This window comes from Prochlorococcus sp. MIT 1300 (genome assembly GCF_034092375.1).
In the GTDB taxonomy this organism is placed as follows: Bacteria; Cyanobacteriota; Cyanobacteriia; order PCC-6307; family Cyanobiaceae; genus MIT-1300.
Genome location: NZ_CP139302.1, coordinates 1048058 through 1071826, shown reverse-complemented (window position 1 = coordinate 1071826; position 23769 = coordinate 1048058). Strand labels below are relative to the sequence as shown.

Genomic DNA, 23769 nt, shown 5'->3' with positions numbered 1-23769 from the left:
TTAATTTGAACTCACGCAAAGCATTGGCCCCTGCATTCTTTCTTTGATTGAATATGCAATTGCCATATTCCATTTGTGATGAGTGAGGTGATGAATTCTGAGATGATGCTTGTCTAGCTTGTGTTTGGCGGTGTCAGAGTCTTTCCCCCAATCCCAATTTGAGAAGTCCTTAGCAATTGAACTCCTTTGCCATTTAATGCATGCTTCTTTTGTGATCCAATGCCTTAATACAAAACGATTGATCTCTTCATCTTGTAGATGAAGAATTGATCTTTGCTCACTTTTTGAGAAATATCTATTAATAAGTTGTGTATTTTTGATTTTTCTGTCTGTTCGCTCTATATCTATTCCTATCTTCTTATGTGACCAGCCAACCAAAAAAGCATCTTGGCAATGACTCATGCTGATATGCCCCCATCCTTTCTCTAGTAAAGGTGGTTGCCCTGGTGGGGCATAGATGGGAACCGTAAGAGCGTCAATTTGCCAAAGATCAGCCATGGCATCTCGTAGATATCCGCGGGAGACTCTGAATTGTTGTGCTCGCTTGGTAGGGAGCTCATTGGCGAGTTGCTCTTCTGCGGAACTGATGGGCAAAAGCTGTTCAACCTTTGGAAATAACCACAATGCCAGTACGCTTCTTTTAATTAGTTTCTCGGGCATTAATGAACCTTCAAGTAGGAGACCTGGCACCGGATTTCACGCTTCCTGATCAGGATGAAAATTTGGTGAAGCTTTCATCTTTATTGGGACAAAGGGTCGTGATCTATTTTTATCCAAAGGATGACACGCCGGGATGTACTAAAGAAGCATGTAATTTTCGTGACCGTTGGGAATTGTTTGATGCTAATGGCATACAGGTTCTTGGAATTAGTAAAGATGCAGCTGCCTCTCATACAAAGTTTATAAACAAGCATCGACTACCATTGACTTTGTTAACCGATGAGGAGCCATGCCCTGTTGCTAGCTCTTATGAAAGTTATGGCTTGAAGAAATTTATGGGGCGCGAATATATGGGGATGATGCGACATACTTTTGTGGTTGATGTACAAGGAAAAATTGAGGTGATTTATAGAAAGGTCAAAGCAGAAATCATGGCCAATCAAATTCTTTCAGACTTAGGTATTGAATAATTCTTTTGTATATCAATCATGCCTTCTAAGGCAAGGTTTGGATAATGATGTACCTCAATACCTTGGTGCCTAAGAGCCTTGAATAAAAGCTCACTATCTCCACCGCATAGCCATAGAGGTAGATTTGCTATTTTTTGTGCCTCTATTATTGTTCCAATTAGAGATTGAAGAGAACCACGCTTCATTGCTTCTTCGGTTTTAGAAGGAAATGGGTTGTCCATGATTATTCCATTCCCGGGATCATTGAGCTGTACAGTTCCTGTTGACATAGCTTTCAGTTGGAGGCGAAAGCCAGCTGCCAATTGGCCTCCTAAAAAAGAGCCATCTTGAGTGATTCTTGTAATACTTAGTACTGTCCCAGCATCAGCAACGAGTAAGCCGGTGAAGGTTGTTTTTAATGATTTTGCTCTTATAAGTGCTCCCCAACTGGCCAGGGCTCTATCAATGCCAATCCAAGAAGGTAATTCCTTTAAGGGCACATCAGTGATGGCTAATTTATTCCTAATAGGAAGATTAATGTTGTTTGGTATTACTCCTACTGCTGCCCAGGTCAATGTCGAGAAGTTGAATGATTTAAGTTTTGTGGGGTTAGGTTCTTTGTGTTGATAGGCCCATTGCCCATCACGTAGTTCAGCCCAATGCCATCTACTGTTACCAATCAATAGGCAGCTTTTGGTAATAGAGGAAGTCAGATTCCTTCTCCCATCAAGCCTTCACCCATAACGTCTGGCACGTGAAGGCCACATTCTTGTTTAAGGCCACCAAAACGCGTTTGACGACCTGATGTGTCACTGCCATCCGGAGCGCTCGAATGCCAGTCCCCTACTGTTGAATATCCTTTTTCAAAGAGCGGGTGTTGTGGGAGTTGATGTTCTTCCATGTAATAAAAGACTTCCTTAGGTGTCCAATCAAGAAGTGGTCTTAGAGAAAGGCGGCCTCGAAGTGGATCTAAATGTGTCATTGATTTCCTCAGGTCTGTTTGTGAACTTCTTACGCCACTTGCCCAGCAGTGCACTTTAAAGTCATTAAGAGCTTGTTCCATTGGCTTAACTTTGCGCAGTAGATGATATTTCTCAAGATCTTCTACCGAGTTTGTTTCCCACAGTTTTCCATGTAATGCTTCCATGCGAGCAGGGGAGATTTGGCTTTGAAATGTTGTGACTTTTAGGTCTAACAATTGTGTAAGTTGATCAGCATATAGATAGGTCTCTACGGGTAAATAACCTGTATCAACCCAAATAATTGGAACAACTGCGTTTCCCTGCACCTTTTTCACCATGTGCAAAAGAACGGAGGATTGGATCCCAAAGCTGGTTGTTAAGGCAAAATTTTGGCCGAATTCGTCGATTGCCCATTTAATTCTTTCTTGTGCTGTAAGTCCTTCCAAATGTGCTCTGGCCTTTTTTAGAGGTACTTTTAATGGAACTTCCATTTGTTTCTTTGTGAAGGGGGTTTAGTGATGAAGTTGTTAGAGAGTGATCGGCCTTCTTCTATTTTCTAATGCCGTCACACCATTGATTTTGGTTAACGTTTAGGCACGCTCGGGGTGATTTTGCATTGGCAATGGGAATTAAATCATCAAAAAACAGGCCAGTAGTTGTTGTAGGGGGTGGTTTCGGTGGGCTGACAGTTGCACTTGCACTTAGTCGCTGCCGACCTCGCCCTCCAATAATTTTGATTGAGCCACGTCAACGATTTGTTTTTTTACCATTGTTGTATGAACTGTTAAGTGGTGAGCTTAAACAGTGGGAGGTGGCTCCCAAGTTTTCTTCATTGTTAGTTGATCAAGGTATAGCTTTGTTGGAAGACAAGGTAGAAGCGATTGATAGTGTTTCGAAAACAGTAGAAACAAGTAGTGGAGTAAGGGTTAGCTATCACCAGCTTGTATTGGCTACTGGAGCACAATCTAGTGATTTTGGAGTGAATGGAGTTCGTGAAAATGCCTTTATGTTTTATGGTCTGGATGATATTCAGCCGTTGCGTCTCAGAATTCGTGAGCTTAAGCAGCAAGCGGATTCTTCTCAGGCCGTCGTAGTTGTTGGAGCAGGACCTACTGGGGTTGAATTAGCATGCAAATTGGTAGATCTTCTTAAGGGTGCTGCAGAGGTTCATCTTGTAGAGCTTGGCGATAGGGTTTTGCCACATGCAAAGGCCTTTAATCAAGAACAAGCAGAGCGGGCAATCAATCAGCGTGGTATTACCGTTCACCTGCGTACAAGAGTTATATCGGTTACTTCTAGCTTGGTGGAATTAAAAAGTGAACAACCAGAACAATCTTCTATTTCTTCTTTGATGCATCGTGGTGTTATTTGGACGGCTGGGAATAGTCCGGTTATTCCTTTTTTCAAAGATGAGGTTGCTTTGAAAGGTTCTCGTTTGCCCATTAATTCATATTTTCAGGTATTGGGTTTTGAGGATATTTTTGCTTTGGGTGACGTTTCATATAACGAAGAGCATTGTTGTCCTTCTACCGCGCAGGTGGCTTTACAGCAGGGAGAAGCACTTGCGCAAATCCTGATGGCAATGCGCTTAGGTCATGAACCTGAGGCATTTGAATATAAGGACTTTGGGGAAATGCTTAGTTTGGGCATGGGTGAAGCAACGATTACAGGCATGGGCATGACGATTGCTGGGCCTCTTGCTTATCAACTTCGTCGGATGACCTACCTCACAAGGTTGCCTAGGATTTCGTTGGGGTTGCGTTCGGCAGGTGCTTGGTTGCTGGGTAACTAAAACGGGTTCATTTTGTTTGATCGATCATGAAAGTACGGCCAAAAAACAGGGGGAATCAGACGCTTTTACTTAGGAAGGTGCATGTTTGACCTAATTGATTTTTACCAAAGTCCATATGCTGCTCAGGTTTTAACGCTTGCTGTTCTTGGTCTTGCAATTGTTCTTTTTGTTAGTGGAGTAATAGCGCCAGAGCTCACGGGTCTCTTAAGTGTGGGTTTATTAATAGGAACTGGGGTTCTTACACCTGCTGAGGGTTTGGCAGGGTTTGGTAGTCCTGCGTTAATTACTTTGATGGGACTTTTTGCAGTGTCGGCTGCCTTGTTTCGTAGTGGTGCGTTGGATCGCTTACGTGAATTAATTGCATCGGATAGTATTTCTTCCCCAAGACGTTTGATTGCTCTTCTTGGGTTTGTGGTGGCTCCAGTGTCAGGAGTTGTACCTAATACACCAATGGTTGCATCCTTGCTACCGGTCATAGAAGCCTGGTGCAATAGACGGAGGATATCGCCTTCAAGAGTACTTCTACCTTTGTCATTTGCGACCGTACTTGGTGGCACACTCACGCTGCTTGGTAGTTCGGTGAATTTGTTAGTGAGTGATATCAGCCAGCAGTTGGGCGAAGCTCCCCTAGAGCTATTTAGCTTTACATCAATTGGTATCCCAATTTGGTTGGTTGGAGCGACTTATCTTTTGTTTGCACCGCAGTCTCTTTTGCCTGATAGAGGTAGAGATAGTAATGACTTAGGAGGCCGTAGAGATCAGATTGGCTACTTCACGGAGGTGACAATACCTGCCGACTCTCATCTAGTAGGGCATTCATTGCACAACAGTCGTTTACAGCGTCGTTTTGACGTAGATGTCCTTGAACTTCAACGAGGAAAAGAGAGACTCCTTCCTCCACTTGCAGATCGCAGATTAGAGCCTGGAGATCGTTTGTTGTTACGTGTCACTCGTGCAGATCTTCTAAGACTTCAGCAAGAACATACGGTGCAGCTTGCCAGTCATGATCGAGATAAGTTCACAAATTTTTCTTTGTCGGATGATATTGACGAGAGCCAGAAAACAGTAGAAGTACTTCTACCTGCAGGCTCGACCTTGGCAGGGGCTAGCCTGCGCGAGCTGCGCTTTAGACAACGTCATAACGCGACAGTCCTTGCTCTTCGCAGGGGTCAGCAGACCGTTCAAGAAAGATTGGGTCAGGCTGTATTGCGCGAAGGCGATGTTTTGCTGCTACAAGCGCCTATGGATTCGATTCGTGGTCTGCAGGCCAGCAACGATCTTTTGGTACTGGATCAGTTAGAAAATGACCTTCCTACTGTTCGTCGCAAACCTCTCGCTATTTCCATTGCCTTGGCAATGTTGGCGGTGCCCACTCTGACCCCTTTGCCTCTAGTCGCTGCAGTTTTACTTGCGGTTGTAGCGATGGTTGCTGGGGGTTGTCTTCCGCCTGGAGAAGTTCAACGTTCCATTCGTCTTGATGTAATTCTCTTATTAGGTTCCCTTACAAGCTTTAGCGTTGCCATGCAAAAAACAGCTCTATCAGATGCATTGGCAGAGAGTTTGAATGGTTTGAATAGTTGGCCAACTTATACTGCTTTGTTAATGATTTTTTTGGCTACAACTTTATGTACCCAAGTAATTAGTAACGCTGCATCAGTTGCATTATTAGTTCCTGTTGCCATCCAGCTGGCACCAGGATTGAACTTGCCTACACAGGCACTTTTGCTAACTGTTTTATTTGGGGCTAGCCAATCATTTTTAACCCCTATGGGCTATCAAACTAATTTGATGGTTTTTGGCCCAGGGCGTTATAGCTTTTTAGATGTGACTCGTTATGGGGCAGGCTTGACTGTTTTGATGACTCTAATGATCCCTGCTTTGATACTTTGGAGATATGCAAGTTCCTAGACGTAATAAACTGATGAGTGTGTTTCTAATAATTAATCAAGTTTCTCCTGGGTCAGGCTTATGGAAGGAATTCTATCTTTTGCAGCCAAATGGGTGTTAACCGTTGCCTTTACCTAGAGCTGTTTATCGAACTCAACATTGGCACCGGCGTTTAACGGTCCCTCAGTTTACTGTCGTCACGGGCTTATTAGTAATAATTTTAGGCACTATTGTTTTGAGCTCTTCATTTTGTTCTGGTCCAGAGGTTGGCTTGTGGGAAGCACTTTTTACTGCCACATCTGCAGTTACTGTTACGGGCTTATCTGTTATTGATGTGGGTAATGACCTAACTTTTTTGGGGCAGGTTGTTTTAGCAATTATGTTACTTATTGGAGGCCTGGGCTTAATGGCCATTACAACTTTTTTGCAAGGGTTTGTTGTTCGCGGTACAGAGCTTAGATGTCGCTTAGATCGAGGGAAAACTCTTGATGAGTTCGGTGTTGGAGGAGTAGGAAGAACTTTTAGAGGAATTGCTATAACAGCCGCTATTCTTATCTTATTAGGTGCTGTAACTCTTTATTCATTTGGCTTTAACAATATATCTAATCCAGGTGAAAGATTATGGATTTCGCTGTTTCACAGTATTTCTGCATACAATAATGCGGGTTTTAGTCTATTTAGTGGAAGTCTGGAAAACTATAGGAGTAATACGGTTGTGAACATAGTGATTATTTCATTGATAATCCTAGGGGGCTTGGGTTGGCGAGTTACGAGTGATTTATGGAGCAATAGACGCCGACTTAATTTGCGTAACCTTAGCCTTCATACTCGACTTGTAATTCATACGTCTTTTTTATTAATCATGATAGGAACATTTGGTATTTTGGTTACAGAATCTTTAGGTCATGGGAATTTCTTTTCGTCGCTTAGTTGGCCTGAAAGACTAACAACTGCTTTTTTTGAGTCAGTCAGTGCTAGAACAGCTGGTTTTACCAATATGCCTTTATCAATTGAGAGTATTTCAGACTCTGGGTTGTTGTTGTTAATGGCTTTGATGTTTATTGGAGCAAGTCCTGGAGGGACCGGTGGAGGAATAAAAACAACGACTTTGGCAGCTTTGATGGCTGCAACACGCTCAACACTGAGAGCTCAAGATGATGTAATTATTCGAAAGCGTCAAATTTCTGACAAGGTTGTTTTGAAAGCTGTTGGGATAACAGTTGGCTCACTTTTGTTTGTTTTGTTGATGGCATTACTCCTAGGTATGTCAAGCAACCTCGGAGATGAAAGGTCATTTTCTTTTTTAGAGATGCTTTTCACCTGCATTTCTGCTTTTGCAACTGTTGGGTTTGATGTAGGTGTAACGGGACAGCTAGGACATGTTGGTCAGCTGGTTTTAGTTGTGGGAATGTTTGTAGGAAGACTGGGCATCCTTTTATTGCTTAGTGCTATATGGGAAGTCTTGAATAGAGACCAATTGCATCATCAGAATCGTATTGGTTACCCCAGGGAGGATATTTATGTGTAAGTTTTTGTTGAGTGAGGAGAGCTCATGAGTCAATGGTGGCAATGGTCACCCCAACCAGGCTCAGACAAATTGGGCTTTGCCGTCGTTGGGGTTGGTCGTTTTGGAAGTGCTGTTTGCAGAGAGCTTTTGCAAAATGGTGCTGAAGTTTTAGCTGTTGATTCGTCTGAAAGGGCTATTGAGGAGTTGCGTCAACTTGAACCTGCAATCGAAGCCAGAGTTGTTGATAGCACTGATGAAGAGTCCATGCGTGAGGCTGGAGTTCTCGAGATGGGAACAGTGGTTGTTGGTATTAGCGAGCCGATCGAAGCAAGCATTACAACCACTTTTATCGCCAAAGACAGTTCAGGGACGAAGGTGAGGCAGGTAATTGCTAGGGCTACGAGCGATTTGCATGAAAAGATGTTGAAACGGGTTGGTGCAGATAGGGTTGTTTTCCCCTCAAGAATGCAAGGTGAACGTTTGGGCCTTGAACTGGTTAGGCCGAATTTGATTGAGCGTTTAGAACTTGATGATGAGACAGGCATTGATGAAATAAAAGTGCCTGATTTGTTTGTCGGTCGCTCTTTGCGTGATCTCAATTTGAGAAAAAATTATCGGGTCAATGTTTTGGCGGCTGGTCCTACACATCGACTTACAGTTAATCCGCCTGCAACTTATGTCCTAGAGCCAGATTATGTACTTGTAGTCATGGGACTGATGGAAGACCTCCAAGAACTGCCTCAGACCTGAATTTATGCATGTTCTGGGGTTGATGAGTGGGACCAGTGCTGATGGTGTTGATGCAGTTCTTGCTTATTTCAGTGGATCTCCTGCAAGACCTAATTGGGAAATACTCGATTTTGCTTTCACTTCTTATCCCGCCAGTCTTAGAAAAACAATAGTTGAGGTTGGTCAAGGGCAGAGACTCAGTAGCAGTGATTGGCTTGAGCTATCAGAGGCTGTTACGGAAGTACAGGCCAATGCGGCAGATAAATGTGCTTCTCGAAGTAACTATGAGCTTGTTGGGTGTCATGGGCAAACCGTTTGGCATAGACCCCCTGGGGAATCTTCGCGAGGCGCCAGCTTGCAAATTCTTCATGCTCAGTTGCTTGCTCAATTATTGAATAAAGCAGTCGTATATGACTTTCGATCAGCAGACATGGTTCTGGGAGGTCAAGGAGCTCCGCTGGTCCCTAAAGCTGATGAAGCATTGTTGGGAAGGGGGCAGTTTTGGCGAGGAATATTGAATTTGGGTGGGATTTCAAATCTCACTTTGATACCACCTTGTACAGGGCCTGATTGTCGGGCTTCAGTAATGGGGTGGGATTGTGGGCCAGCAAACAGTCTTATTGATTTGGCAGTTCAATATTTTACTAATGGCGACCTTGAATTTGATCGAGATGCATTAATTGCTTCGAAAGGCATTGTGCACGAAGAGTTAATAGAGAAATGGCTTTTGGAACCTTTCTTTCAGCAACTTCCGCCGAAATCAACTGGCAGAGAAAAATTTGGGGTTCTGGATTTGCGAGAACGTTTGGGAAGGAATCTTTCTATTGGTAAGGAAGATCTGATTGCCACACTTACTGCCTTTACTGCTGCAATTGTGGCGCAGGATCTCAATCGTTGGGCTATACGAAATTTCGTTCGACCAAATGAAATGTTGATTTCTGGTGGCGGTAGAAGGAATCCAATTTTGCTTCATCAATTGCGCCGTCGCTGTTTAGGTACAAGGATTAGACCCATTGAAGAGTTTGGGATTCCTTCTACGGCTCGGGAGGCTCTTGCATTTGCTTTATTGGCTTGGTGGCACATGTTGAAATATGAGGGAAACCTTGCTTCTGTAACGGGGGCTTCTCGCTCTGCAGTTCTAGGTATTCGAGTTAACCCTGTTTAATCTCCAGGGTTGGTTATGGACGGTGAAGGCGTAGTCTGCGAGGTGCGCCTTGAAGCCTTTTGGGCTGCTGTGCTTCAAGAGCTGATCGGAAGACTTCAGTGTTTTGTGGATATGACTGATGTAGAGGAGCAACGTTTTGCTGCTCATACCGCTGAATTCCTTGTTGTATTAGTACTTTTGCCATATTGCTAACTGTACGAGATTCCAGGCTTGCTAAGGCAGCCAATCGATTACACAGATCTTCGGGCAGCACAACTTGAACTCGTGGCGACTTGGGTTTTCCGTTGGACGATGTTTGGCGGGTGGCCACGACCCTAAAAAAGTAACGGTTAATAATTAGTGTACAGACATGTGCAAGGGTAGTATCCAGGAGTATGCTTTTCTCATTGTTAATCGCTTCGCAGTTCAACTGGTGAACTGCGTTTGACAAGTCAACTACCAGTGGGTCTTCCAAAAGGAGTTTTCCATGTCTGCTAAGCCAAGCCTCCCTTCCGCTAAAAGGCCAAAGCCCTCAAAATCCAATGAGCAAAAAACAAGCTCTGGTTATCGACGTCGCCGTACAAGCAGATCACCTCAGAAGAGCGATGTCTTGATTTCTGCTGTTGTCAGTACCTATTTGCTCACCCATCTTCACCATATTTTGCAACGAGCAGAATATGGTGCTGTTAAGGATGGAAAGGCTTCTCAGGCAGCTAACTTTGCAGAATTGAGGAAAGTGTTATGCATGGATGCGCGAAGTATGGATGATGCATCTGCATTGGGTAATGGAGATATCGACAACACTCAAAATTCCGAAATGCAATTTCTTCACTCAGATGCTGCATAGTTTATGAATAGCATTTCTTATTTCGCTTTTTGATATGAGCACTAATGCCAAAGAGCTTTATCGTCGTATTCAAGAAGATCCTGCGCATACACAGGCTCTCTTCCGTCAAGCGCTTCAGGACCCTCAGGGAGCGATCCGATCTATATGTGAATTAGGACGTGCTCTTGATCTCCCTGTGACCCCTGACGAAGTTAAGGCTCATCTTGCAAGCCTTGATGATGGAGAGACCAAGCAGTGGTTGATTAAGGCTCGAGGAGGCCTTTAAGTGATTTTTGGGGCTGTTTTTGTTGAATCAAACCATTTTCCATTGACTGAGTTTGTTTTTTCCTCCTGTCATAACCACCCCCTCCGGCCAAGCTCCAGAAAAACCAATAGCTGGGGATAGCTAGGGCTGCAGCTAAAACCAAAGCAGTAATTTGTTCCAGTCTCACCATGGCCGAAGATTCGGTATGGGCTTTTCCAGTTTGCCTCTATTCAAAGCTGGATGATCTTTATTTGTTTCCAATTTCCAGTGCTGCGACTTGAGCGTATTAGCAAGATTTATCCCACCAGTGAAGTTCTGCGTGAGGTGACTTGGGAGGTGAAGGCGTCTGATCGAATTGGCTTGGTGGGTGCAAATGGTGCAGGAAAGACGACACAATTGAGGCTTATTGCAGGTTTAGAGGAAGCTACTAGTGGATCAATTGTTAGGAATGGGTGTCCTCGGATTGCATATTTACAGCAAGAGTTTGATGTAGATCCTTCTAAAACTGTTAGAGATGAATTATTTAGAGCATTTTCTGAGGCTGCTCATTTACTTGATGAACAGCACAAAATTGAGCAGGATATGGCATCTGAACAAGCGCAAACTGATACTGACTATTTAGATCAATTAATTAGAGATCTAGGAACTATTCAAAGTCGCTTTGAGGCGATTAATGGTTATGAGTTAGAAGCTCAGGTAGAAAAGGTTTTGCCAACTCTTGGGTTTACTTCTAAAGAGGCTGATCAGGTCGTTGGTGACTATTCAGGTGGGTGGCAAATGAGGATTGCACTAGGCAAGATAGTTTTACAGAAGCCTGATTTGCTTTTATTAGATGAGCCAACTAATCATTTGGACTTAGAGGCAATTCAATGGTTGGAAGATTACCTTTTAGAGCAAAACTCAGCCATGGTAATCATTAGCCATGATCGAGCATTTCTTGATCGCATATGCACGCAAATAGTGAGCACGGAGAGAGGCATCTCTCGTACTTATTTAGGTAATTATACAGCATTTATTGAGCAGAGAGATATTGAGGCTGAGGCGACTCAGGCTGCATTTCAGAGACAACAGAAGGATCTTGCGACTCAACAGGCATACGTGGATCGTTTTAGGGCCAGTGCGACGAGAAGTACTCAAGCAAAGAGTCGTGAAAAGATGCTTGAAAAAGTTGAGAGGATTCAGGCTCCAGAAGGTGAGCTGTCCGGCCCTTCTTTTAAATTTTTGCCAGCTCCAAGGTCTGGGAGTGAGGTTGTTATGATAGATGATCTAACACATAGTTATGATGATAAGATTTTGTTTTTGGGTGCCAATTTAGAGGTAGAAGTAGGTAACAGAATTGCATTTATAGGTCCTAATGGATCAGGCAAATCAACCCTCTTGCGTTTAGTGATGGGCCTAGAACAGCCAGATGAGGGCAAAGCTACCTTGGGTCGCCATAATGTGATTCCTGCTTATTTCGAACAAAATCAGGCTGAAGCTTTAAACCTTGATAGAACTGTGATTGATACAATGTTTGAGGAGGTACCTGATTGGACGCAAACAAAAGTCAGATCTTTGCTCGGAAATCTTTGCTTTAGTAAAGATGATGTTTTTAAGGAAGTCGGCAATTTAAGTGGAGGAGAGAAGGCACGATTGGCTCTGGCTTTGATGCTTGTAAAACCTTGTAATTTGCTCTTATTAGATGAGCCAACTAATCATTTAGATATACCGGCAAAGCAGATGTTGGAAGATGCTCTTAGAGAATACGAGGGAGCAGCATTAATTGTTTCCCATGACCGTTACTTTATTTCTCGAGTTGCCAACAGAATTGTGGAATTGAGAGACGGTGAATTGATTTTATATAGGGGCGACTATTCTTACTACAAGGAGAAAAAGTTAGAAGAACGATTAGCAGCGGAGAAAGAGTTGGCTCTTGCGGCTAAAGAGGCCAAACGTCTTGCAAGGCGCGACAGCCAGAGGAAAAGAAAGGCTCACAAGAGGGCAAAGGGAGTTTAAATCGTTTAAATCTCTTAACTTCACTGGAAAAACTTAACAATCGATTAGGCAGTAAGACTCATTTTTCTTTACCTGTGTAAAAAGTTTGCATAGGCTGACAAAGTTGAGTTTTGGCCTTGATGAATATCTCTTCCAACGCTATTTCGATTGACCATGGCCAGAGCAGGGAACAGGCATGGGATGCGGTGGAAACTTATTTTGAGTGCATTACGACTTGCTCTTTGGATGATGGTGAGTGTATTACTCGTTGCGTTGAGCAATTGCGTGAATCTGACGACTGAAGTTCTTGATGCCTAATCGCTATTTGGTGAATTGAAAATTAAATATGATTAATATTGCTGTCATTCAAGAGAACATTGATATCTTTCAAAACTCTTTTTTACCACTAATCCTATTAATCAAATTTTTTCACTATTTAATTAACAGGATTGATCGGCTTAGAGCCATATAGTTTCACTAGCCATTGAATAGATGCTCCGCCAGAGGGTTTGTGTTTAACTTTCCCCTTCTAGGTTCGTTTTCCATAGGCTTTGCAACTGCTTGAACGTGATAACTTTTACAACAATGTTCAAGTGCTCCTTCTCGCAAGGACTTTGTTGGTTTTGGGCTAACTCTTCATGAAACCTTGATGCTTCATGCGGCAAGTTTTCTCCATAGCAGGTAATGATGAATAAAACTTTGCTAGTGATCTGAGCGCTTCTGGTCCTAATTGGTTGTGAATTCATGCTGAGAACTATTTTCCCATTTTTGTATGCCTCTATTGTTTTGATCCTTTTGTGGCAAGCCTTTCGTGTGATGAGTCGGGGCTTTGCGCTGGAGAAAGGCTCACCTGCTGGGGGAAGGAATGCAAAAGGTGATCGCACTGGTCGCTTAACAATTCATCCGGAACTCTTGGATCAAGAAGGTCGGATTACGGATGAGGAGCTTTTAACCGTGAGATTTTCAGAAGAGAACGAGTCTCCTCACTCAGAAGAAAAACCTACTGAATGAGTTCAGTAGATATTATTTAAAGAAGGCATCAATAGGATTAGCTGGGAGAGGCCTTTTGGATCAAAGAACACGAATCGTTGCTGCAGTAATTAGGGCTGTGAAATTGCCTCCAAGGTTTCGGCTCAAACTTCTCAAGGAAGATCCCGTTCGGCTCGAGTTAAGTCTTACCCCTGCTTATGGCAAGAAACCAATACAGGTTGGTTTAGTTGAGTCTTTGGATTTGGTAGCTAGGCGAGATCGAGAAGGCAGAATTCCAAGAGATCTCCAGGGAACCTGGGATTGGACAGTGCGGCATGGAAAGGTAAGCACTGGCGGATGGAATCCGTTGCTTAAGGAAGCATTGCAAACAATGTTTGAAACTGGTTTGCCTGCAATTATTTATGAAGAACTCACCGGTGAGGATTACCATCCCGTGGATGGCACTAGGCATGTTCGCTGAATATCCAGACACCTCAAAAATTTTCTATTGCTAATGGAATAACACTTTTTTGAGGTGTCAATCCTTTTTTAGGAAGATTTTTTCTAGTATTGCTTGATTAGATCAATAAACACTCTTGGAGAGCTTTATGAGTCAGGAAAATCAACCACGTTTTGGCTTTGTTAACTTTGCTGAGACTTGGAATGGGCGATTAGCGATGATGGGAATCATTATTGGTCTGGGCACAGAATTGCTTACTGGACAGGGCATATTGGTGCAAATGGGTTTGGGATGACTTCTGATTTTTAGATAGAGACCCCTTTATGAGTGTTTGGGTAAGAGTTTTTTATTACTTTTTCTAGCTCTTACAGCTTTTCCGCTCAGTTTTTTTTTTAATTGACTACTTCTTGGGCGAGAGTGGATAAAGGATTGAGCACTTTTCTGTTGGCAAAGTTTTTTGTTAAGAATCGGCGTGATGGGGCGAGAATGTTAAGTACAGGGCTATTGATTCTGGCTATAGCTTCAACTCAAATTGATCATTCCTGGGGCCAGGCATTAAGTGCTTTTAGTGCATTGATATGTATTTATTGGTGGCTCGCCTATAGACGTCTTGAACGCTGAACCTTTACCTGATTTTTCAGTTGCTGAGCTGAATGCAGCAATTGGTACTTTGCTGGACCGTGGTTTTGCCCCACGTTTTTTGGTGCATGCTTCAGTGAGCCAGGCTCAACTGAAGAAAGGGCATCTTTGGCTGACTCTGAGTGATGGAGAGGCAACTATTTCTGCTGTGGTTTGGTCCTCCAGAGTCAAACAGCTAAGTTATCGTCCAATTGAAGGGGATGGTGTAGTTGTAGTTGGCAAATTGAATTTTTGGGCAGCCAGAGCTACTTTGTCGGTGCAGGTTCTTGATATTCGTCCAACTCTTTCGACGGTTTTAAGGCAATTTGAAGTATCTAAAACTCTTTTACTTCAAGAGGGGTTAATTGATTCAAATAGACGTCGTGTGCTCCCAAAATTTCCCAGCTCTCTTGCAATTTTGACTAGTGTCCCAAGTTCGGCACTGGCTGATATGTTGCGTACGGCACAAGACCGGTGGCCTTTAACTCGTCTTTGTCTTGTACCTATTCCAGTGCAAGGTGATGTTGCTAAGCAAATACAATCGGTATTTAACAATCTCCTCAAGCGTTATGAGGAATTAGGTGTTGAAGCGATAGTCATAGCAAGAGGTGGCGGCAGTAGGGAGGATTTAGTGGTATTTGATGATCCCAACCTTTGCAGAACAATTGCCTCATGCCCTATTCCTGTTGTGACAGGAATAGGGCATGAGGATGATTTAACTGTGCTTGATCTTGTAGCTGACTACCGCGCGGCAACTCCTACTGCTGCTATTACGGCGATTCTTCCCAATAAAGAAGCCATTCGGGTTCAATTGCTGCAAAGGTTGGCAAGATTTTCAGATCATTGCCATTGGTTGATTGGTAGAGAGCAGCAGCACTTGAAAGACCGTCTTTTGCTGTGGCAAGAGCAGGCTCCGTTAAATACTCTTAATCGCAAGCAAGTGCTCTTGGACCAGAAATCTCAATTATTGGAAGCCAATTCTCCCTCTCGGTGGTTAAAGAGAGGCTTTGCAATTGTCAGGAATGATGTAGGTAACGCTATAAAGGATGTGCATGATATATCCCCTAAAGAGATGTTGAACATTCAGTTAAGTAATGGATCCGTAGATGCTCGAACGGAATTAATTCACTCAGAGAGGTCCGTACAGTGAAACAGTCTGATTTATCACAATCAAATAGAAGAAACAATAAAACTGATAATCAGAATGCAGAAAACTTGAGATCTAAAGTCCAGAAAGATTTAGATCAGTGGCGAAAAAAATTGAAGGAACTTTCCTTTGAGGATTCATTAAGAGAACTAGATACCTTGCTTTCTAAACTACAGAATGATGAAGTCCCTTTGGCAGATCTTCAGGCCCATTATCTTCAAGGAAAAGCTTATCTTGCACATTGCCAAGAATTATTAGACTCTGTAGAGCAGGAATTGGTGGAGGTCAACCTTAATGAAAATAATTCTAGTTAAACTTGTGAATTGACTTTAATCTATATCTTTTCCTGCATCTTCAGCAGATATATCAATTGTGACGGAGCTTGCAGGAATGGATTGATTTGAAGCTTTTTTTGGAGGCTTTGAGACCTCCAAAACTGCTGACCCACAAATAGGACATTTATCTGAATTCCGAAATGTTGTTACACCACAAGCCTGGCAAGTGACCATTTTTGATTGCAGGATCCGCCACCCTATCCATCCAAAGCCTGCTAGCAGCAGTGGTAAGCCTAAAAGTATGAGCATTACCCCCCCTGCTAAATCAAGAAGGATTCTTCCTGCGGCAGTTGGCAGAAGTAGGAGAAAAAAGAGTGTTAACCAAAGCAGCGAAGAGGGTTTTCCCATCTCAATATTGCAATTTGGGCTATAAGCTTGAAGCAGTTTTTTGAGATCAGCCTAAATATTAATCACAATAGAACGGTTGATTGACAATTCCTTTTTAGGAATACAATAGCTCTTAACCTTAAGAAGGTCTTTTTACGAGCAGAACAAGATATACCATGAGATTAATTTGCTAAAAGTATTTTTGATTTTTAATTGCTTCAGCTCATAACCCTTGAGTTTCTATGGCTAGCGAGAACTATGCTCCAACATTGTCCAAAGTAAACAATTACTCCTATCATCCATACCCATAATGTGAGTACTAGTACACCACCAATAAATCCATATGCTTGAAAGCGCGAACCTAATGAAAGCAGACTTCGACTAACAGTGAGATTGAGGATTGTCAGGAGTGTGCCAATAAGTAATGCACCTGGTATAAGAGGCCTTAGAGGGACACGTCTGCTGGGAAGTAAGGCTTGGAGTAATAAAGCCATGCCTGACAGGCCTAATAAAGGAATAATAAATTGACCTACTTCGAGGACAGGAACCCTGGCTAACAATGCAGCTACCCAAGGGGATGTGTTGCTGAGGTCTTCTAATACTGCTCCAGGGATCATGCGTATATTTGCACTTAATTGGTCAATGACTACTAGTAATCCGATCAGTATTACTACAAGAAAGGCTTCTATTCGGCTTCTTATGAATCTGAAAGCTTGTGTTTTCCAGGGGGAAGGTTTTGTTTGGATTGGCAGCGCGTCACCCCAGAGACGATCAGTTCCTCTTTGAAGTGTTAGGTATGCATTGCCGGCAGTTATCATGAGAAAAATCGCACCTAATAATCCAGCCCCAAAACCTTGATTTACAAGTTTCGCTAAGGTTGTATCTACTAATCCAACTACAGAAGGAGGCAGAACTTGTGCTGTGTAGGTAATAATTTCTTGGTCGAGTCCTGTTTGTCGTCCCAGGAACCATGACGCTACGGATAGGGAGATTAGTAAGATTGGGAAGAAGGATTGAAGGGTGTAATAGGCAAAGGCCGCACTGAGGTCTACACAGTCACAGCGAGTCCAACGTTCGTAAGCACGCCATAAACTCATAACCAACCATTGAAATTGACGTCTCCAGCGAAATCCCACTCTAGATTTTTCAACAATGTTTATAACTAAAGGCTAGCGAGATAAAAGCAATATTTAAATAAGTAAGTTAACTACCTTAGATGATTTTTTGGGTTACTCAAGTTGGAGCAATTGGAGCTTACCTAAGACTCATGACAAAGTAGGGTTTTGATGTTTAAGGCCGTTGACTAAACGATTGATTTTCGATTACTGCTTGGGCCCAAGGTAGTAAAAGCTCTAGCTTTTCTGAGGAACTTGCAGTCACCACAGGGAAACTTGCTTGTGATAATTCTTGGCCTGATTCAATGTTGCCTGGATCTGCTTTTAACCATTTGATAGGACATTGCAGTTCTTTTAAAATCAGCCATGCAGAGCCAAGGTCCCAAATCTTGGGGGTAGCCTCAATCGCTCCAAAGGTTTGGCCTATGGCAACGCCTACCAGATTTAAGCTGGCGACTCCCATTAAACGCAGTTTGCCTGGAAAACGTTGATTGGATTTTCTTTGAAGCATAGGTATTGATCTACTGCAAATAGATATACACCCAGAATTTGAATTACTTTTCTTGGCGAGATCAAGCTGAGTACCATTTAACCAAACACCTTGATTGCGTACAGCAAAAATTCTTTGTTGAAGAGCAGGAATATCTAAAAAGGCTGATTGCGGCTTTCCGTCAATAAAACGTGCGACAGAAATGGCCCAATGTGGAATACCAGCAGAAAAGTTTGTTGTTCCATCTAATGGATCGACTACCCAAAATGCTTTTGACTTAGGTACTTTTTGACACCCTTCTTCACTCAACACACCTTCCTCATTATTCGTAATTCTTTGAAGTCCATCCACTAATGTCTTATCGCTCCATCGATCACAGTCAGTAATTAAAGTTCCATCGGGTTTAGTGTCAGACGCTATATGTCCAAAGTCTTGCCTTTGACGTTCGGCCACTAGGTCTAGAAGCTTGTTGAGCTCTATTATTTGAGTTGAGTTTAGAATTGCAGGCACAATATAGATTTATCCCTCTCCATTTAAAACAGAAGCTTGACAAGCTGGCTTGACTGGGAAGGGTTCTATTGGTAAGGAATTTAAATCATTGCTTTCAGGTTTTTCTGTAGGCAGTTTTTCACTTTTACATAGTTTAAATTCATCTAACCCAGTCCTTCGTCGTAGTTGGGCGAGACTAGTGTTGTAAGTCGTTATTGCATCTGCATAGCGTACCTCTGCCTGTGTTAAATCACGTTGATTATTGACAACTTCTCGTTGTGTTGTGACGCCTGCTTGGAAACGTAATCTAGCTAGTCTTAATGACTCTCTTGAAGCAAGTACTTCTCGAGTCATGGTTTCTATATCTTGATTAGCGGTTTGCAGTTGAAAGAAACTTTCTTCAACTGCTTTGCGAATATTGTTTGTAGTTGCAGCAAAGTTAGCCTTGCTTTCTTTGGCTTTTTGCTTGTTATATCTATAAAGTGCTTTTGCACGCCCACCATCAAAGATATTCCAATTCGCGGAAAGCCCTATTGTGTTACTTGCGCTCCACCCATAGTCATCCATATCTACAGAATCATTCGTGCCAATACCTTGCTGGCCTTTAAATCTACTAGAACTAAAGGTATTTACAATGCTTAGAGTAGGCTGCGCGGCGGCAAGTGCAGCATTGGCATTATTATTGTGTATAGAAACTTCTAGCCTTAAACTGTCAAGTTCTTCCCTATAGTTTAAAGCCGCAATGATACTTTCTTGTAATGATGGCTGCCAAATACCTATAACTTCAGCTGGGGATGCTGCAGTAGGTGTAATGCTGGGAGGTAGATTTAGCAGGCTGGCCAAAGCTCTTCTGCTTATGCGTTGATCCCCTAGCTTTCTTGTAAGAAGTTGTTTGTCTCGAGCTAATTGTGTTTCAGCTTGAAGTACTTCAAGCTTGGCTGCAACTCCTGCTTTGTATCTAGCTTTTGCATCTCTCATACTTACTAATGAGGCTCGCATAGATTGCTTGCCTATTCGAACCCCTTCATCGGCTCTTTGTAGTAGAAAGTATTGACTAACTGCCTCTAGACGAAGCTCACGAAGATTGACAATGTATGCATCTCTTGCTTTTTCATATGAATCTCTCGCTGCCGCAATTGCTGGAACTCTAGCTGGATCAATTAGATTCCATCTAACTTGTACTGAGAATGCAGCATTCCATTGACTACTTTTAGTAAAAGGAATAGCTTCAGACTCTCCTGTTTCAGGGTTTAACTTTGTTTTTGCAGTGAACTTTGGATTTCTATATTGATCTGATGAAAGATATTGTGGTAAACCATTTGCAGTGAGATTGACTGTTGGGTACCAAGATGAAATAGCGGCCAATAATAATGATTTAGCTTGTTCAACTTGGTTTTCTAAAACTTGTAGCCTAGGGTTATTTATTTCTACTAACTTTTCGACTTGTGTGAGTGAAAGAGGTCGAAGTTCCTTGACTTTTACATCGCCTGGCAAGGTTGGTACGTCTAAGTCATTCCCAAAGGTTTTAATTTTAGTATTGGGTAGCTTCAAGTATGTTTTTTTTATTTCGACAGGTTTTAAATTAGAGGTTATAGGTTTCTTTATGGTTTTTGTTTTGGCTTCAGAAGGCTTGCTAGAAAGAGATGGCTCAAGAGTACTGTGAATTGTTTTAGGAGTTATTTTTTCGTTAGATCGAGCGGAGGGAGTAGTTTCTGAGGCTTTGGTGATAGCAGGTTCCTTCTCAGTAGCTTCCTGGAGGGAAGTTAATTCTTTGGGTTGAGCTTTTTCAGTGGCCGTTTGTCCATCTGTTATGGGAAGGGGTAAAGGTTTAATAGCTTCTTCTGCCCGAGCACTTTGGATCCCTTGAGCCAGGATGCTCGCAACTACGAAGAGGTTTTTTGCAGTAATCCTCGGCACTGTTTTTCGAAAACTTAATAGATCTTAGAGAATTTTGGTGCAATCTCCCATCGCTGCGGCCACGATGTCATCCGCTCCATTCACAATCCTTATGGGGACCTTAAGTGTTTCAATGACTTCTTCAAGAGTGAGGTCATCAAGAAAAACCTGTTGATCTTGCCTGAGCATCACACTAGGTAGTAGCAACTCATCTCCCAAATCAAGCCCCTCAAGGCCTTTTAGGAGATCTTCTCCTGTCAATAAGCCAGTAACCACATTTTCTTGACCCCAGTATGGACTTGGTAGTCCATACAGCTGAAGCGACAAACCATCAATTGAATTTAAGCGGTCACAAGCGGGGGTTAAAGCTTGTTCGACTAATCGTCCGACAACCCAGCTGCATGTTCTTTTAGGACTTAATTGTTGGGGAAGATCTCTTGTGGCTATATCTATTGCTTCTAAGAAACCTCTGATACTTCCCACACCATTTTCTTGTTGAGGAAGATCTTCATATGAATCTCTGCTGGGTAGTGTTTGGCCTGCGATTAAGTACCATTCGTCAGAAACCCATGCAAATCTTGTTCCGAAATCGCGGTTGAATTTGCTTTGTAATGACTCGACCATATTGATAACTTTTTCAGCGCATTCTTCATTGACCGGTATTAGGCCGTCTTTGTCAGGTCGGAAGCGTGTCAACCCAACTGGCACTATTGCAGTTGATAGAACAGTTGGCCATTTTCCTGTCGCAAACTTTGCTAAATCTATTAACGTATTTTCAAGTACCTTTTCATCATTAATGCCAGGGCAGACTACTACTTGGGCATGAATTTGGAGATTACGCTTGTTAAACCAACGGAGTTGCTCTAGTAATAGCTGAGCTCGTTTGTTTTTTAAGAGGTCACTTCTAATTGTTGGGTCAGTGGCATGTACAGATACAAAAAGTGGTGAGAGTCTTTGATTCTCAATTCTTTCCCAGTCAGAGTTAGTTAGATTTGTGAGTGTTAGATAGGATCCATATAGGAAGCTCAGCCTATAATCGTCATCTTTAAGGTATAGACTATTTCGCTTGCCAGGTGGTTGTTGATCTATAAAGCAAAAAGGACAATTGTTATTACATTGGCGGAGTCCATCAAATAGAGCTTCTGTAAAAACCAATCCAAGACCATCATCAAGATCTTTTTCACAGCTAAGTTTGTGTATGTTTCCTTTTGGATCCAGAACTTCTAGGTCTAATATTTCTTCTACGATTAAAAATTTGTAATCTATTAAGTCTCTTGGCTTGACTCCATTAATGCTGACTAATTTGTCTCCGGGTTCAAAGCCAAGCTCTTCTCCAATAGACCCTTTTTCAACGGCTTCTATTATTGCTGGTCTTGGCTGCTTTTGCTCTGATCCGGGATCTAGAACTGATCTAGTAATGCTGGTGTCGGGTTCGTTCCACACAGTTATAAAGGTTAGTTGAGCTTTTAAGCTTTAGTTGGCAATCCGTATAACCACCAGACAATCAGGGATAGACCAAATATGAGTCTATATCCTACAAAGAGCCAGGCTTTGTTGTGCCTTAGATACTTAAGTAACCAATCAATTGCGAACCACGAAACTACTATTGACGAACTAATGCCAATGATTAGTGGCCAAATTCCATTGGCGATCTGCTGCTGCATTGCTTCGTTGATTTCTGCGAGTCCAGCAAGAGTAATTGCAGGTATTCCCAGTAAGAAGGAAAATCTTGCTGCATCTTCTCTGCGCCATCCAAAGAGTAGAGATGTTGTAAGTGTTACTCCTGAACGTGAAACTCCCGGTATAAGAGCTAGTGCTTGCGAGAACCCGACTAATACTCCATCTTTTGGCTGTATGTTTTGAATGATTTTTTTAGGGTTGCTGCAATACTCTGCAAGAGCCAATAAAAGGCCCATCGCGATTGAAACTGCTGCAATGATTGGAATGCTTCTTATGGGGGAACTGTCGAAATCTATCCAAACCCATTTAATTGTTGTCCCTGCAAAGGCAATTGGAATGGTTCCTAGAAGAATGGCGATAGCTAAGCGTGCATTTGGTTTGTGAAACTGTTTTCTCCTGATGGCCAGATCCATTCCTTTATACATCCCATAAAGATCTTTCCAGAAATAAGTGATTACGGCGAACATGCTCCCCAGCTGTAGTACAGCAGTGACGGAAACTCCAGGATCACCCCAGCCAAACAAGATGGGGAGTACTTTTAGATGTGCTGTACTGCTTATAGGGAGAAACTCTGTTAGCCCTTGGATTGCACCTAGTACTAAGAACTTCCAACAGGTCTCAATTAATCCAGCTGATGAAGAGAAGTCAGTCATCAAAGGCTTCGGGCATGGAAATTAAGCATGTAAAAGATCAATTCAAATCTCTTCTTTGGGTTGAGAGAAGGCCAGTCTTCTAAGGTTCTTCTTCTTAGTTGAATTTTTGAGCCAATGCTGTTTTGAGCGCTTTCTCGGAAATTCAACTCCAATTTCACATTCTTTGCGATTGAGCTAACCCTGAGCAATTCTCCGCTAGTCAAAGAGCCTCAGCAAGTATTGGAAAGTTATCTCTCCAATACTCGTTCATTGCAATTTTGGACTAGTTCCATGGTTGTGCTGCCCGTGTTTTTGCAAGCGCCTTGGGTGCATTTGCATCCATTCTCTGCTTGTCTTTTTACTGCGGTTTTACTAGGTATTGGAATTGGTCTTGTTGAAATCGGTCGAGAAAAATGGGCTTTGGTGGGTTCACTCTTAGTGGGAGTTAGTGGGAGTTGGTTGGGTGGTTGTCTGTTTTGGGGGTGGTTAAGAGGGCATCCTCTGTGGCATCTACCAGTTGAGGGTATTGCACTTCCTTTGGCCATTGGGGGCTTAAGCACAAGGTGGCGTCTGGGGTGTGGGTTTTATTTGGCTTGTTTATTGGGTACTGCATTGACAGATTTGATGATGGTCATTACCGGTGTGATGACTAACTGGCCTGCTGTCGTTCAAGCTTCTTTGAAGGATGCCCCGGGGTTGCTAAATCAGACAGCTGAGGCCCTTTTAAAGCCCCAGCCGCTTTTGTTACTACTTATTGCTGCGGGATTAATATTGTTTTTAGCTAACAAAATGAGACAAAAAGCGTTATTGGATTCTCCGTTTAGAAGCACCTGGCTTGTGGCCAGTGCTGCACTGACAACTACTCTTTGGATAGATGGGCTCTTCTGGTTTACAGCCTTGATTCAACCCAAATTAAGTGGGTTGGTCTGAAAAGAACTGCAAAAGCTGATCACAGAGATGGGTTGAGTACTGCTTGTGGCTTGTAAAGTTCATGTACCGGCCTAGCCGGAAGATCCGTTCCGATTCCTTTGGAGTATTAGATGAAGCGGCTGTTGTCCTTGCTTACTTCTTTTCTGGTGATGGCAGGCCTTCTTGTGGTCCTGATCTTCCCCCAGTCAGTCAACGCAAACGTTTCCGATGAGAAGCTCGGTGAACGAGGCACGAAGGTCGATCTGAACAATTCTTCAGTTCGCGCCTTTAAGCAGTTCCCTGGCATGTATCCAACTATTGCTGGCAAAATCATTGTTGGAGGTCCTTACAACAGTGTTAATGATGCTGATGACGTGCTCAGTAGTGAGCAGAAGTCAGTCTTTAACAAGTACAAGGACAACTTCACTGTTACTGCTCCCTCTAATGCTTTAAATGAGGGTTTTGACCGTCTTAATGACGGACAGTACAGATAAACCAGCTCCCGTT

The 23769-nt window shown here is 42.7% G+C and carries 29 protein-coding genes; 18 read left to right on the top strand and 11 right to left on the bottom strand.

Annotation, left to right across the window (positions count from 1 at the left end; translation table 11 throughout):
* Complete coding sequence (locus SOI83_RS05690; protein ID WP_320675657.1) at positions 1-660, bottom strand: 4'-phosphopantetheinyl transferase family protein; 660 nt, start codon at positions 658-660, stop codon at positions 1-3.
* A 2-nt stretch (positions 661-662) separates the two neighbouring features.
* Here SOI83_RS05690 and bcp point away from each other — a divergent pair, with 2 nt between their 5' ends.
* Positions 663-1130, top strand: a complete 468-nt coding sequence (bcp, locus tag SOI83_RS05685) for a thioredoxin-dependent thiol peroxidase (protein WP_320675655.1) — start codon at positions 663-665, stop codon at positions 1128-1130.
* Here bcp and SOI83_RS05680 read toward each other — a convergent pair.
* Positions 1100-1792, bottom strand: a complete 693-nt coding sequence (locus tag SOI83_RS05680) for a type III pantothenate kinase (RefSeq protein ID WP_320675653.1) — start codon at positions 1790-1792, stop codon at positions 1100-1102. The genes bcp and SOI83_RS05680 overlap by 31 nt on opposite strands.
* Before the next feature lie 26 nt (positions 1793-1818).
* A complete protein-coding gene (locus SOI83_RS05675; protein WP_320675652.1) occupies positions 1819-2562 on the bottom strand; it encodes a phosphoadenylyl-sulfate reductase in 744 nt (247 codons plus the stop codon).
* Positions 2563-2693: 131 nt separating this feature from the next.
* Here SOI83_RS05675 and SOI83_RS05670 point away from each other — a divergent pair, with 131 nt between their 5' ends.
* The 5 genes from SOI83_RS05670 to SOI83_RS05650 all read left to right on the top strand — a co-directional run bounded on the left by SOI83_RS05670 (position 2694) and on the right by SOI83_RS05650 (position 9151).
* Positions 2694-3863, top strand: coding sequence for an NAD(P)/FAD-dependent oxidoreductase (locus tag SOI83_RS05670; protein ID WP_320675651.1), 1170 nt, complete (start codon positions 2694-2696; stop codon positions 3861-3863).
* Between the two features lie 81 nt (positions 3864-3944).
* Positions 3945-5771, top strand: a complete 1827-nt coding sequence (locus SOI83_RS05665; protein ID WP_320675649.1) for an SLC13 family permease — start codon at positions 3945-3947, stop codon at positions 5769-5771.
* 103 nt (positions 5772-5874) lie between these two features.
* Positions 5875-7278 (top strand): TrkH family potassium uptake protein, encoded by a 1404-nt coding sequence (locus SOI83_RS05660; protein ID WP_320675647.1) that lies wholly within the window; start codon positions 5875-5877, stop codon positions 7276-7278.
* Between the two features lie 24 nt (positions 7279-7302).
* Positions 7303-8007: a TrkA family potassium uptake protein gene (locus SOI83_RS05655; protein WP_320675646.1), complete on the top strand. Its 705-nt coding sequence runs from the start codon at positions 7303-7305 to the stop codon at positions 8005-8007.
* 4 nt (positions 8008-8011) lie between these two features.
* The gene (locus SOI83_RS05650) at positions 8012-9151 is read left to right on the top strand and encodes an anhydro-N-acetylmuramic acid kinase (protein ID WP_320675645.1); all 1140 of its coding nucleotides are present in this window, start codon (positions 8012-8014) and stop codon (positions 9149-9151) included.
* A gap of 13 nt (positions 9152-9164) precedes the next feature.
* On the opposite strand, the gene SOI83_RS05645 is transcribed toward SOI83_RS05650, so the two are convergent.
* A complete protein-coding gene (locus SOI83_RS05645; protein ID WP_320675643.1) occupies positions 9165-9461 on the bottom strand; it encodes a ribbon-helix-helix domain-containing protein in 297 nt (98 codons plus the stop codon).
* Between the two features lie 156 nt (positions 9462-9617).
* Between SOI83_RS05645 and SOI83_RS05640 the strand changes: the two genes are divergently transcribed.
* A complete protein-coding gene (locus tag SOI83_RS05640; protein ID WP_320675642.1) occupies positions 9618-9977 on the top strand; it encodes a hypothetical protein in 360 nt (119 codons plus the stop codon).
* Between the two features lie 34 nt (positions 9978-10011).
* The gene (locus SOI83_RS05635; protein WP_320675640.1) at positions 10012-10242 is read left to right on the top strand and encodes a hypothetical protein; all 231 of its coding nucleotides are present in this window, start codon (positions 10012-10014) and stop codon (positions 10240-10242) included.
* Here the strand turns inward: SOI83_RS05635 and SOI83_RS05630 are convergent.
* Complete coding sequence (locus SOI83_RS05630) at positions 10220-10411, bottom strand: hypothetical protein (protein WP_320675639.1); 192 nt, start codon at positions 10409-10411, stop codon at positions 10220-10222. The genes SOI83_RS05635 and SOI83_RS05630 overlap by 23 nt on opposite strands.
* A gap of 77 nt (positions 10412-10488) precedes the next feature.
* On the opposite strand from SOI83_RS05630, the gene SOI83_RS05625 reads away from it, so the two are divergent.
* From SOI83_RS05625 to xseB, 8 genes are all read left to right on the top strand, one after another.
* Positions 10489-12216, top strand: a complete 1728-nt coding sequence (locus SOI83_RS05625) for an ABC-F family ATP-binding cassette domain-containing protein (protein WP_320677675.1) — start codon at positions 10489-10491, stop codon at positions 12214-12216.
* 119 nt (positions 12217-12335) lie between these two features.
* Positions 12336-12497 carry a hypothetical protein gene (locus SOI83_RS05620; RefSeq protein WP_320675638.1) on the top strand — a complete coding sequence of 54 codons (162 nt, stop codon included), beginning with the start codon at positions 12336-12338 and terminating at the stop codon, positions 12495-12497.
* A 442-nt stretch (positions 12498-12939) separates the two neighbouring features.
* Complete coding sequence (locus SOI83_RS05615; RefSeq protein WP_320675636.1) at positions 12940-13206, top strand: DUF2973 domain-containing protein; 267 nt, start codon at positions 12940-12942, stop codon at positions 13204-13206.
* A gap of 55 nt (positions 13207-13261) precedes the next feature.
* Positions 13262-13645: a hypothetical protein gene (locus SOI83_RS05610; RefSeq protein ID WP_320675634.1), complete on the top strand. Its 384-nt coding sequence runs from the start codon at positions 13262-13264 to the stop codon at positions 13643-13645.
* Positions 13646-13772: 127 nt separating this feature from the next.
* Complete coding sequence (locus SOI83_RS05605; RefSeq protein ID WP_320675632.1) at positions 13773-13919, top strand: high light inducible protein; 147 nt, start codon at positions 13773-13775, stop codon at positions 13917-13919.
* A gap of 134 nt (positions 13920-14053) precedes the next feature.
* Complete coding sequence (locus tag SOI83_RS05600; RefSeq protein ID WP_320675630.1) at positions 14054-14245, top strand: hypothetical protein; 192 nt, start codon at positions 14054-14056, stop codon at positions 14243-14245.
* Entirely contained in the window at positions 14235-15392 is a 1158-nt protein-coding gene (gene xseA, locus SOI83_RS05595) for an exodeoxyribonuclease VII large subunit (RefSeq protein WP_320675629.1), read from the top strand. Before SOI83_RS05600 ends, xseA begins: the two co-directional genes overlap by 11 nt.
* Positions 15393-15457: 65 nt before the next feature.
* Positions 15458-15703, top strand: a complete 246-nt coding sequence (gene xseB, locus SOI83_RS05590; protein ID WP_320675627.1) for an exodeoxyribonuclease VII small subunit — start codon at positions 15458-15460, stop codon at positions 15701-15703.
* Between the two features lie 15 nt (positions 15704-15718).
* On the opposite strand, the gene SOI83_RS05585 is transcribed toward xseB, so the two are convergent.
* The 6 genes from SOI83_RS05585 to SOI83_RS05560 form a co-directional block, all read right to left on the bottom strand.
* Complete coding sequence (locus SOI83_RS05585) at positions 15719-16072, bottom strand: hypothetical protein (RefSeq protein WP_320675625.1); 354 nt, start codon at positions 16070-16072, stop codon at positions 15719-15721.
* Positions 16073-16269: 197 nt separating this feature from the next.
* Positions 16270-17148: a YihY/virulence factor BrkB family protein gene (locus SOI83_RS05580; RefSeq protein ID WP_320677674.1), complete on the bottom strand. Its 879-nt coding sequence runs from the start codon at positions 17146-17148 to the stop codon at positions 16270-16272.
* 193 nt (positions 17149-17341) lie between these two features.
* A complete protein-coding gene (locus SOI83_RS05575; RefSeq protein WP_320677673.1) occupies positions 17342-18169 on the bottom strand; it encodes an inositol monophosphatase family protein in 828 nt (275 codons plus the stop codon).
* 6 nt (positions 18170-18175) lie between these two features.
* Positions 18176-20062, bottom strand: coding sequence for a TolC family protein (locus tag SOI83_RS05570; RefSeq protein WP_320675623.1), 1887 nt, complete (start codon positions 20060-20062; stop codon positions 18176-18178).
* 24 nt (positions 20063-20086) lie between these two features.
* Positions 20087-21484 (bottom strand): TIGR03279 family radical SAM protein, encoded by a 1398-nt coding sequence (locus SOI83_RS05565; RefSeq protein ID WP_320675622.1) that lies wholly within the window; start codon positions 21482-21484, stop codon positions 20087-20089.
* Between the two features lie 23 nt (positions 21485-21507).
* Positions 21508-22374, bottom strand: coding sequence for an undecaprenyl-diphosphate phosphatase (locus SOI83_RS05560; protein WP_320675621.1), 867 nt, complete (start codon positions 22372-22374; stop codon positions 21508-21510).
* A 270-nt stretch (positions 22375-22644) separates the two neighbouring features.
* Between SOI83_RS05560 and SOI83_RS05555 the strand changes: the two genes are divergently transcribed.
* Both SOI83_RS05555 and psbU read left to right on the top strand, forming a co-directional pair.
* Positions 22645-23283, top strand: coding sequence for a DUF3120 domain-containing protein (locus SOI83_RS05555; protein ID WP_320675619.1), 639 nt, complete (start codon positions 22645-22647; stop codon positions 23281-23283).
* Between the two features lie 110 nt (positions 23284-23393).
* Positions 23394-23756: a photosystem II complex extrinsic protein PsbU gene (gene psbU / locus SOI83_RS05550; RefSeq protein WP_320675616.1), complete on the top strand. Its 363-nt coding sequence runs from the start codon at positions 23394-23396 to the stop codon at positions 23754-23756.
* Positions 23757-23769 lie beyond the last annotated feature (13 nt).

Excerpts from the sequence above, each read along its gene's own strand:
- SOI83_RS05690 (WP_320675657.1), bottom strand. The coding sequence starts at position 660 with ATGCCCGAGAAACTAATTAAAAGAAGCGTACTGGCATTGTGGTTATTT.
- bcp (WP_320675655.1), top strand. The coding sequence starts at position 663 with ATGAACCTTCAAGTAGGAGACCTGGCACCGGATTTCACGCTTCCTGAT.
- SOI83_RS05675 (WP_320675652.1), bottom strand. The coding sequence starts at position 2,562 with ATGGAAGTTCCATTAAAAGTACCTCTAAAAAAGGCCAGAGCACATTTG.
- SOI83_RS05670 (WP_320675651.1), top strand. The coding sequence starts at position 2,694 with ATGGGAATTAAATCATCAAAAAACAGGCCAGTAGTTGTTGTAGGGGGT.
- SOI83_RS05665 (WP_320675649.1), top strand. The coding sequence starts at position 3,945 with ATGTTTGACCTAATTGATTTTTACCAAAGTCCATATGCTGCTCAGGTT.
- SOI83_RS05655 (WP_320675646.1), top strand. The coding sequence starts at position 7,303 with ATGAGTCAATGGTGGCAATGGTCACCCCAACCAGGCTCAGACAAATTG.
- SOI83_RS05650 (WP_320675645.1), top strand. The coding sequence starts at position 8,012 with ATGCATGTTCTGGGGTTGATGAGTGGGACCAGTGCTGATGGTGTTGAT.
- SOI83_RS05640 (WP_320675642.1), top strand. The coding sequence starts at position 9,618 with ATGTCTGCTAAGCCAAGCCTCCCTTCCGCTAAAAGGCCAAAGCCCTCA.
- SOI83_RS05635 (WP_320675640.1), top strand. The coding sequence starts at position 10,012 with ATGAGCACTAATGCCAAAGAGCTTTATCGTCGTATTCAAGAAGATCCT.
- SOI83_RS05630 (WP_320675639.1), bottom strand. The coding sequence starts at position 10,411 with ATGGTGAGACTGGAACAAATTACTGCTTTGGTTTTAGCTGCAGCCCTA.
- SOI83_RS05620 (WP_320675638.1), top strand. The coding sequence starts at position 12,336 with ATGAATATCTCTTCCAACGCTATTTCGATTGACCATGGCCAGAGCAGG.
- SOI83_RS05615 (WP_320675636.1), top strand. The coding sequence starts at position 12,940 with ATGCTGAGAACTATTTTCCCATTTTTGTATGCCTCTATTGTTTTGATC.
- SOI83_RS05605 (WP_320675632.1), top strand. The coding sequence starts at position 13,773 with ATGAGTCAGGAAAATCAACCACGTTTTGGCTTTGTTAACTTTGCTGAG.
- SOI83_RS05585 (WP_320675625.1), bottom strand. The coding sequence starts at position 16,072 with ATGGGAAAACCCTCTTCGCTGCTTTGGTTAACACTCTTTTTTCTCCTA.
- SOI83_RS05580 (WP_320677674.1), bottom strand. The coding sequence starts at position 17,148 with ATGAGTTTATGGCGTGCTTACGAACGTTGGACTCGCTGTGACTGTGTA.
- SOI83_RS05560 (WP_320675621.1), bottom strand. The coding sequence starts at position 22,374 with ATGACTGACTTCTCTTCATCAGCTGGATTAATTGAGACCTGTTGGAAG.
- SOI83_RS05555 (WP_320675619.1), top strand. The coding sequence starts at position 22,645 with ATGGTTGTGCTGCCCGTGTTTTTGCAAGCGCCTTGGGTGCATTTGCAT.
- psbU (WP_320675616.1), top strand. The coding sequence starts at position 23,394 with ATGAAGCGGCTGTTGTCCTTGCTTACTTCTTTTCTGGTGATGGCAGGC.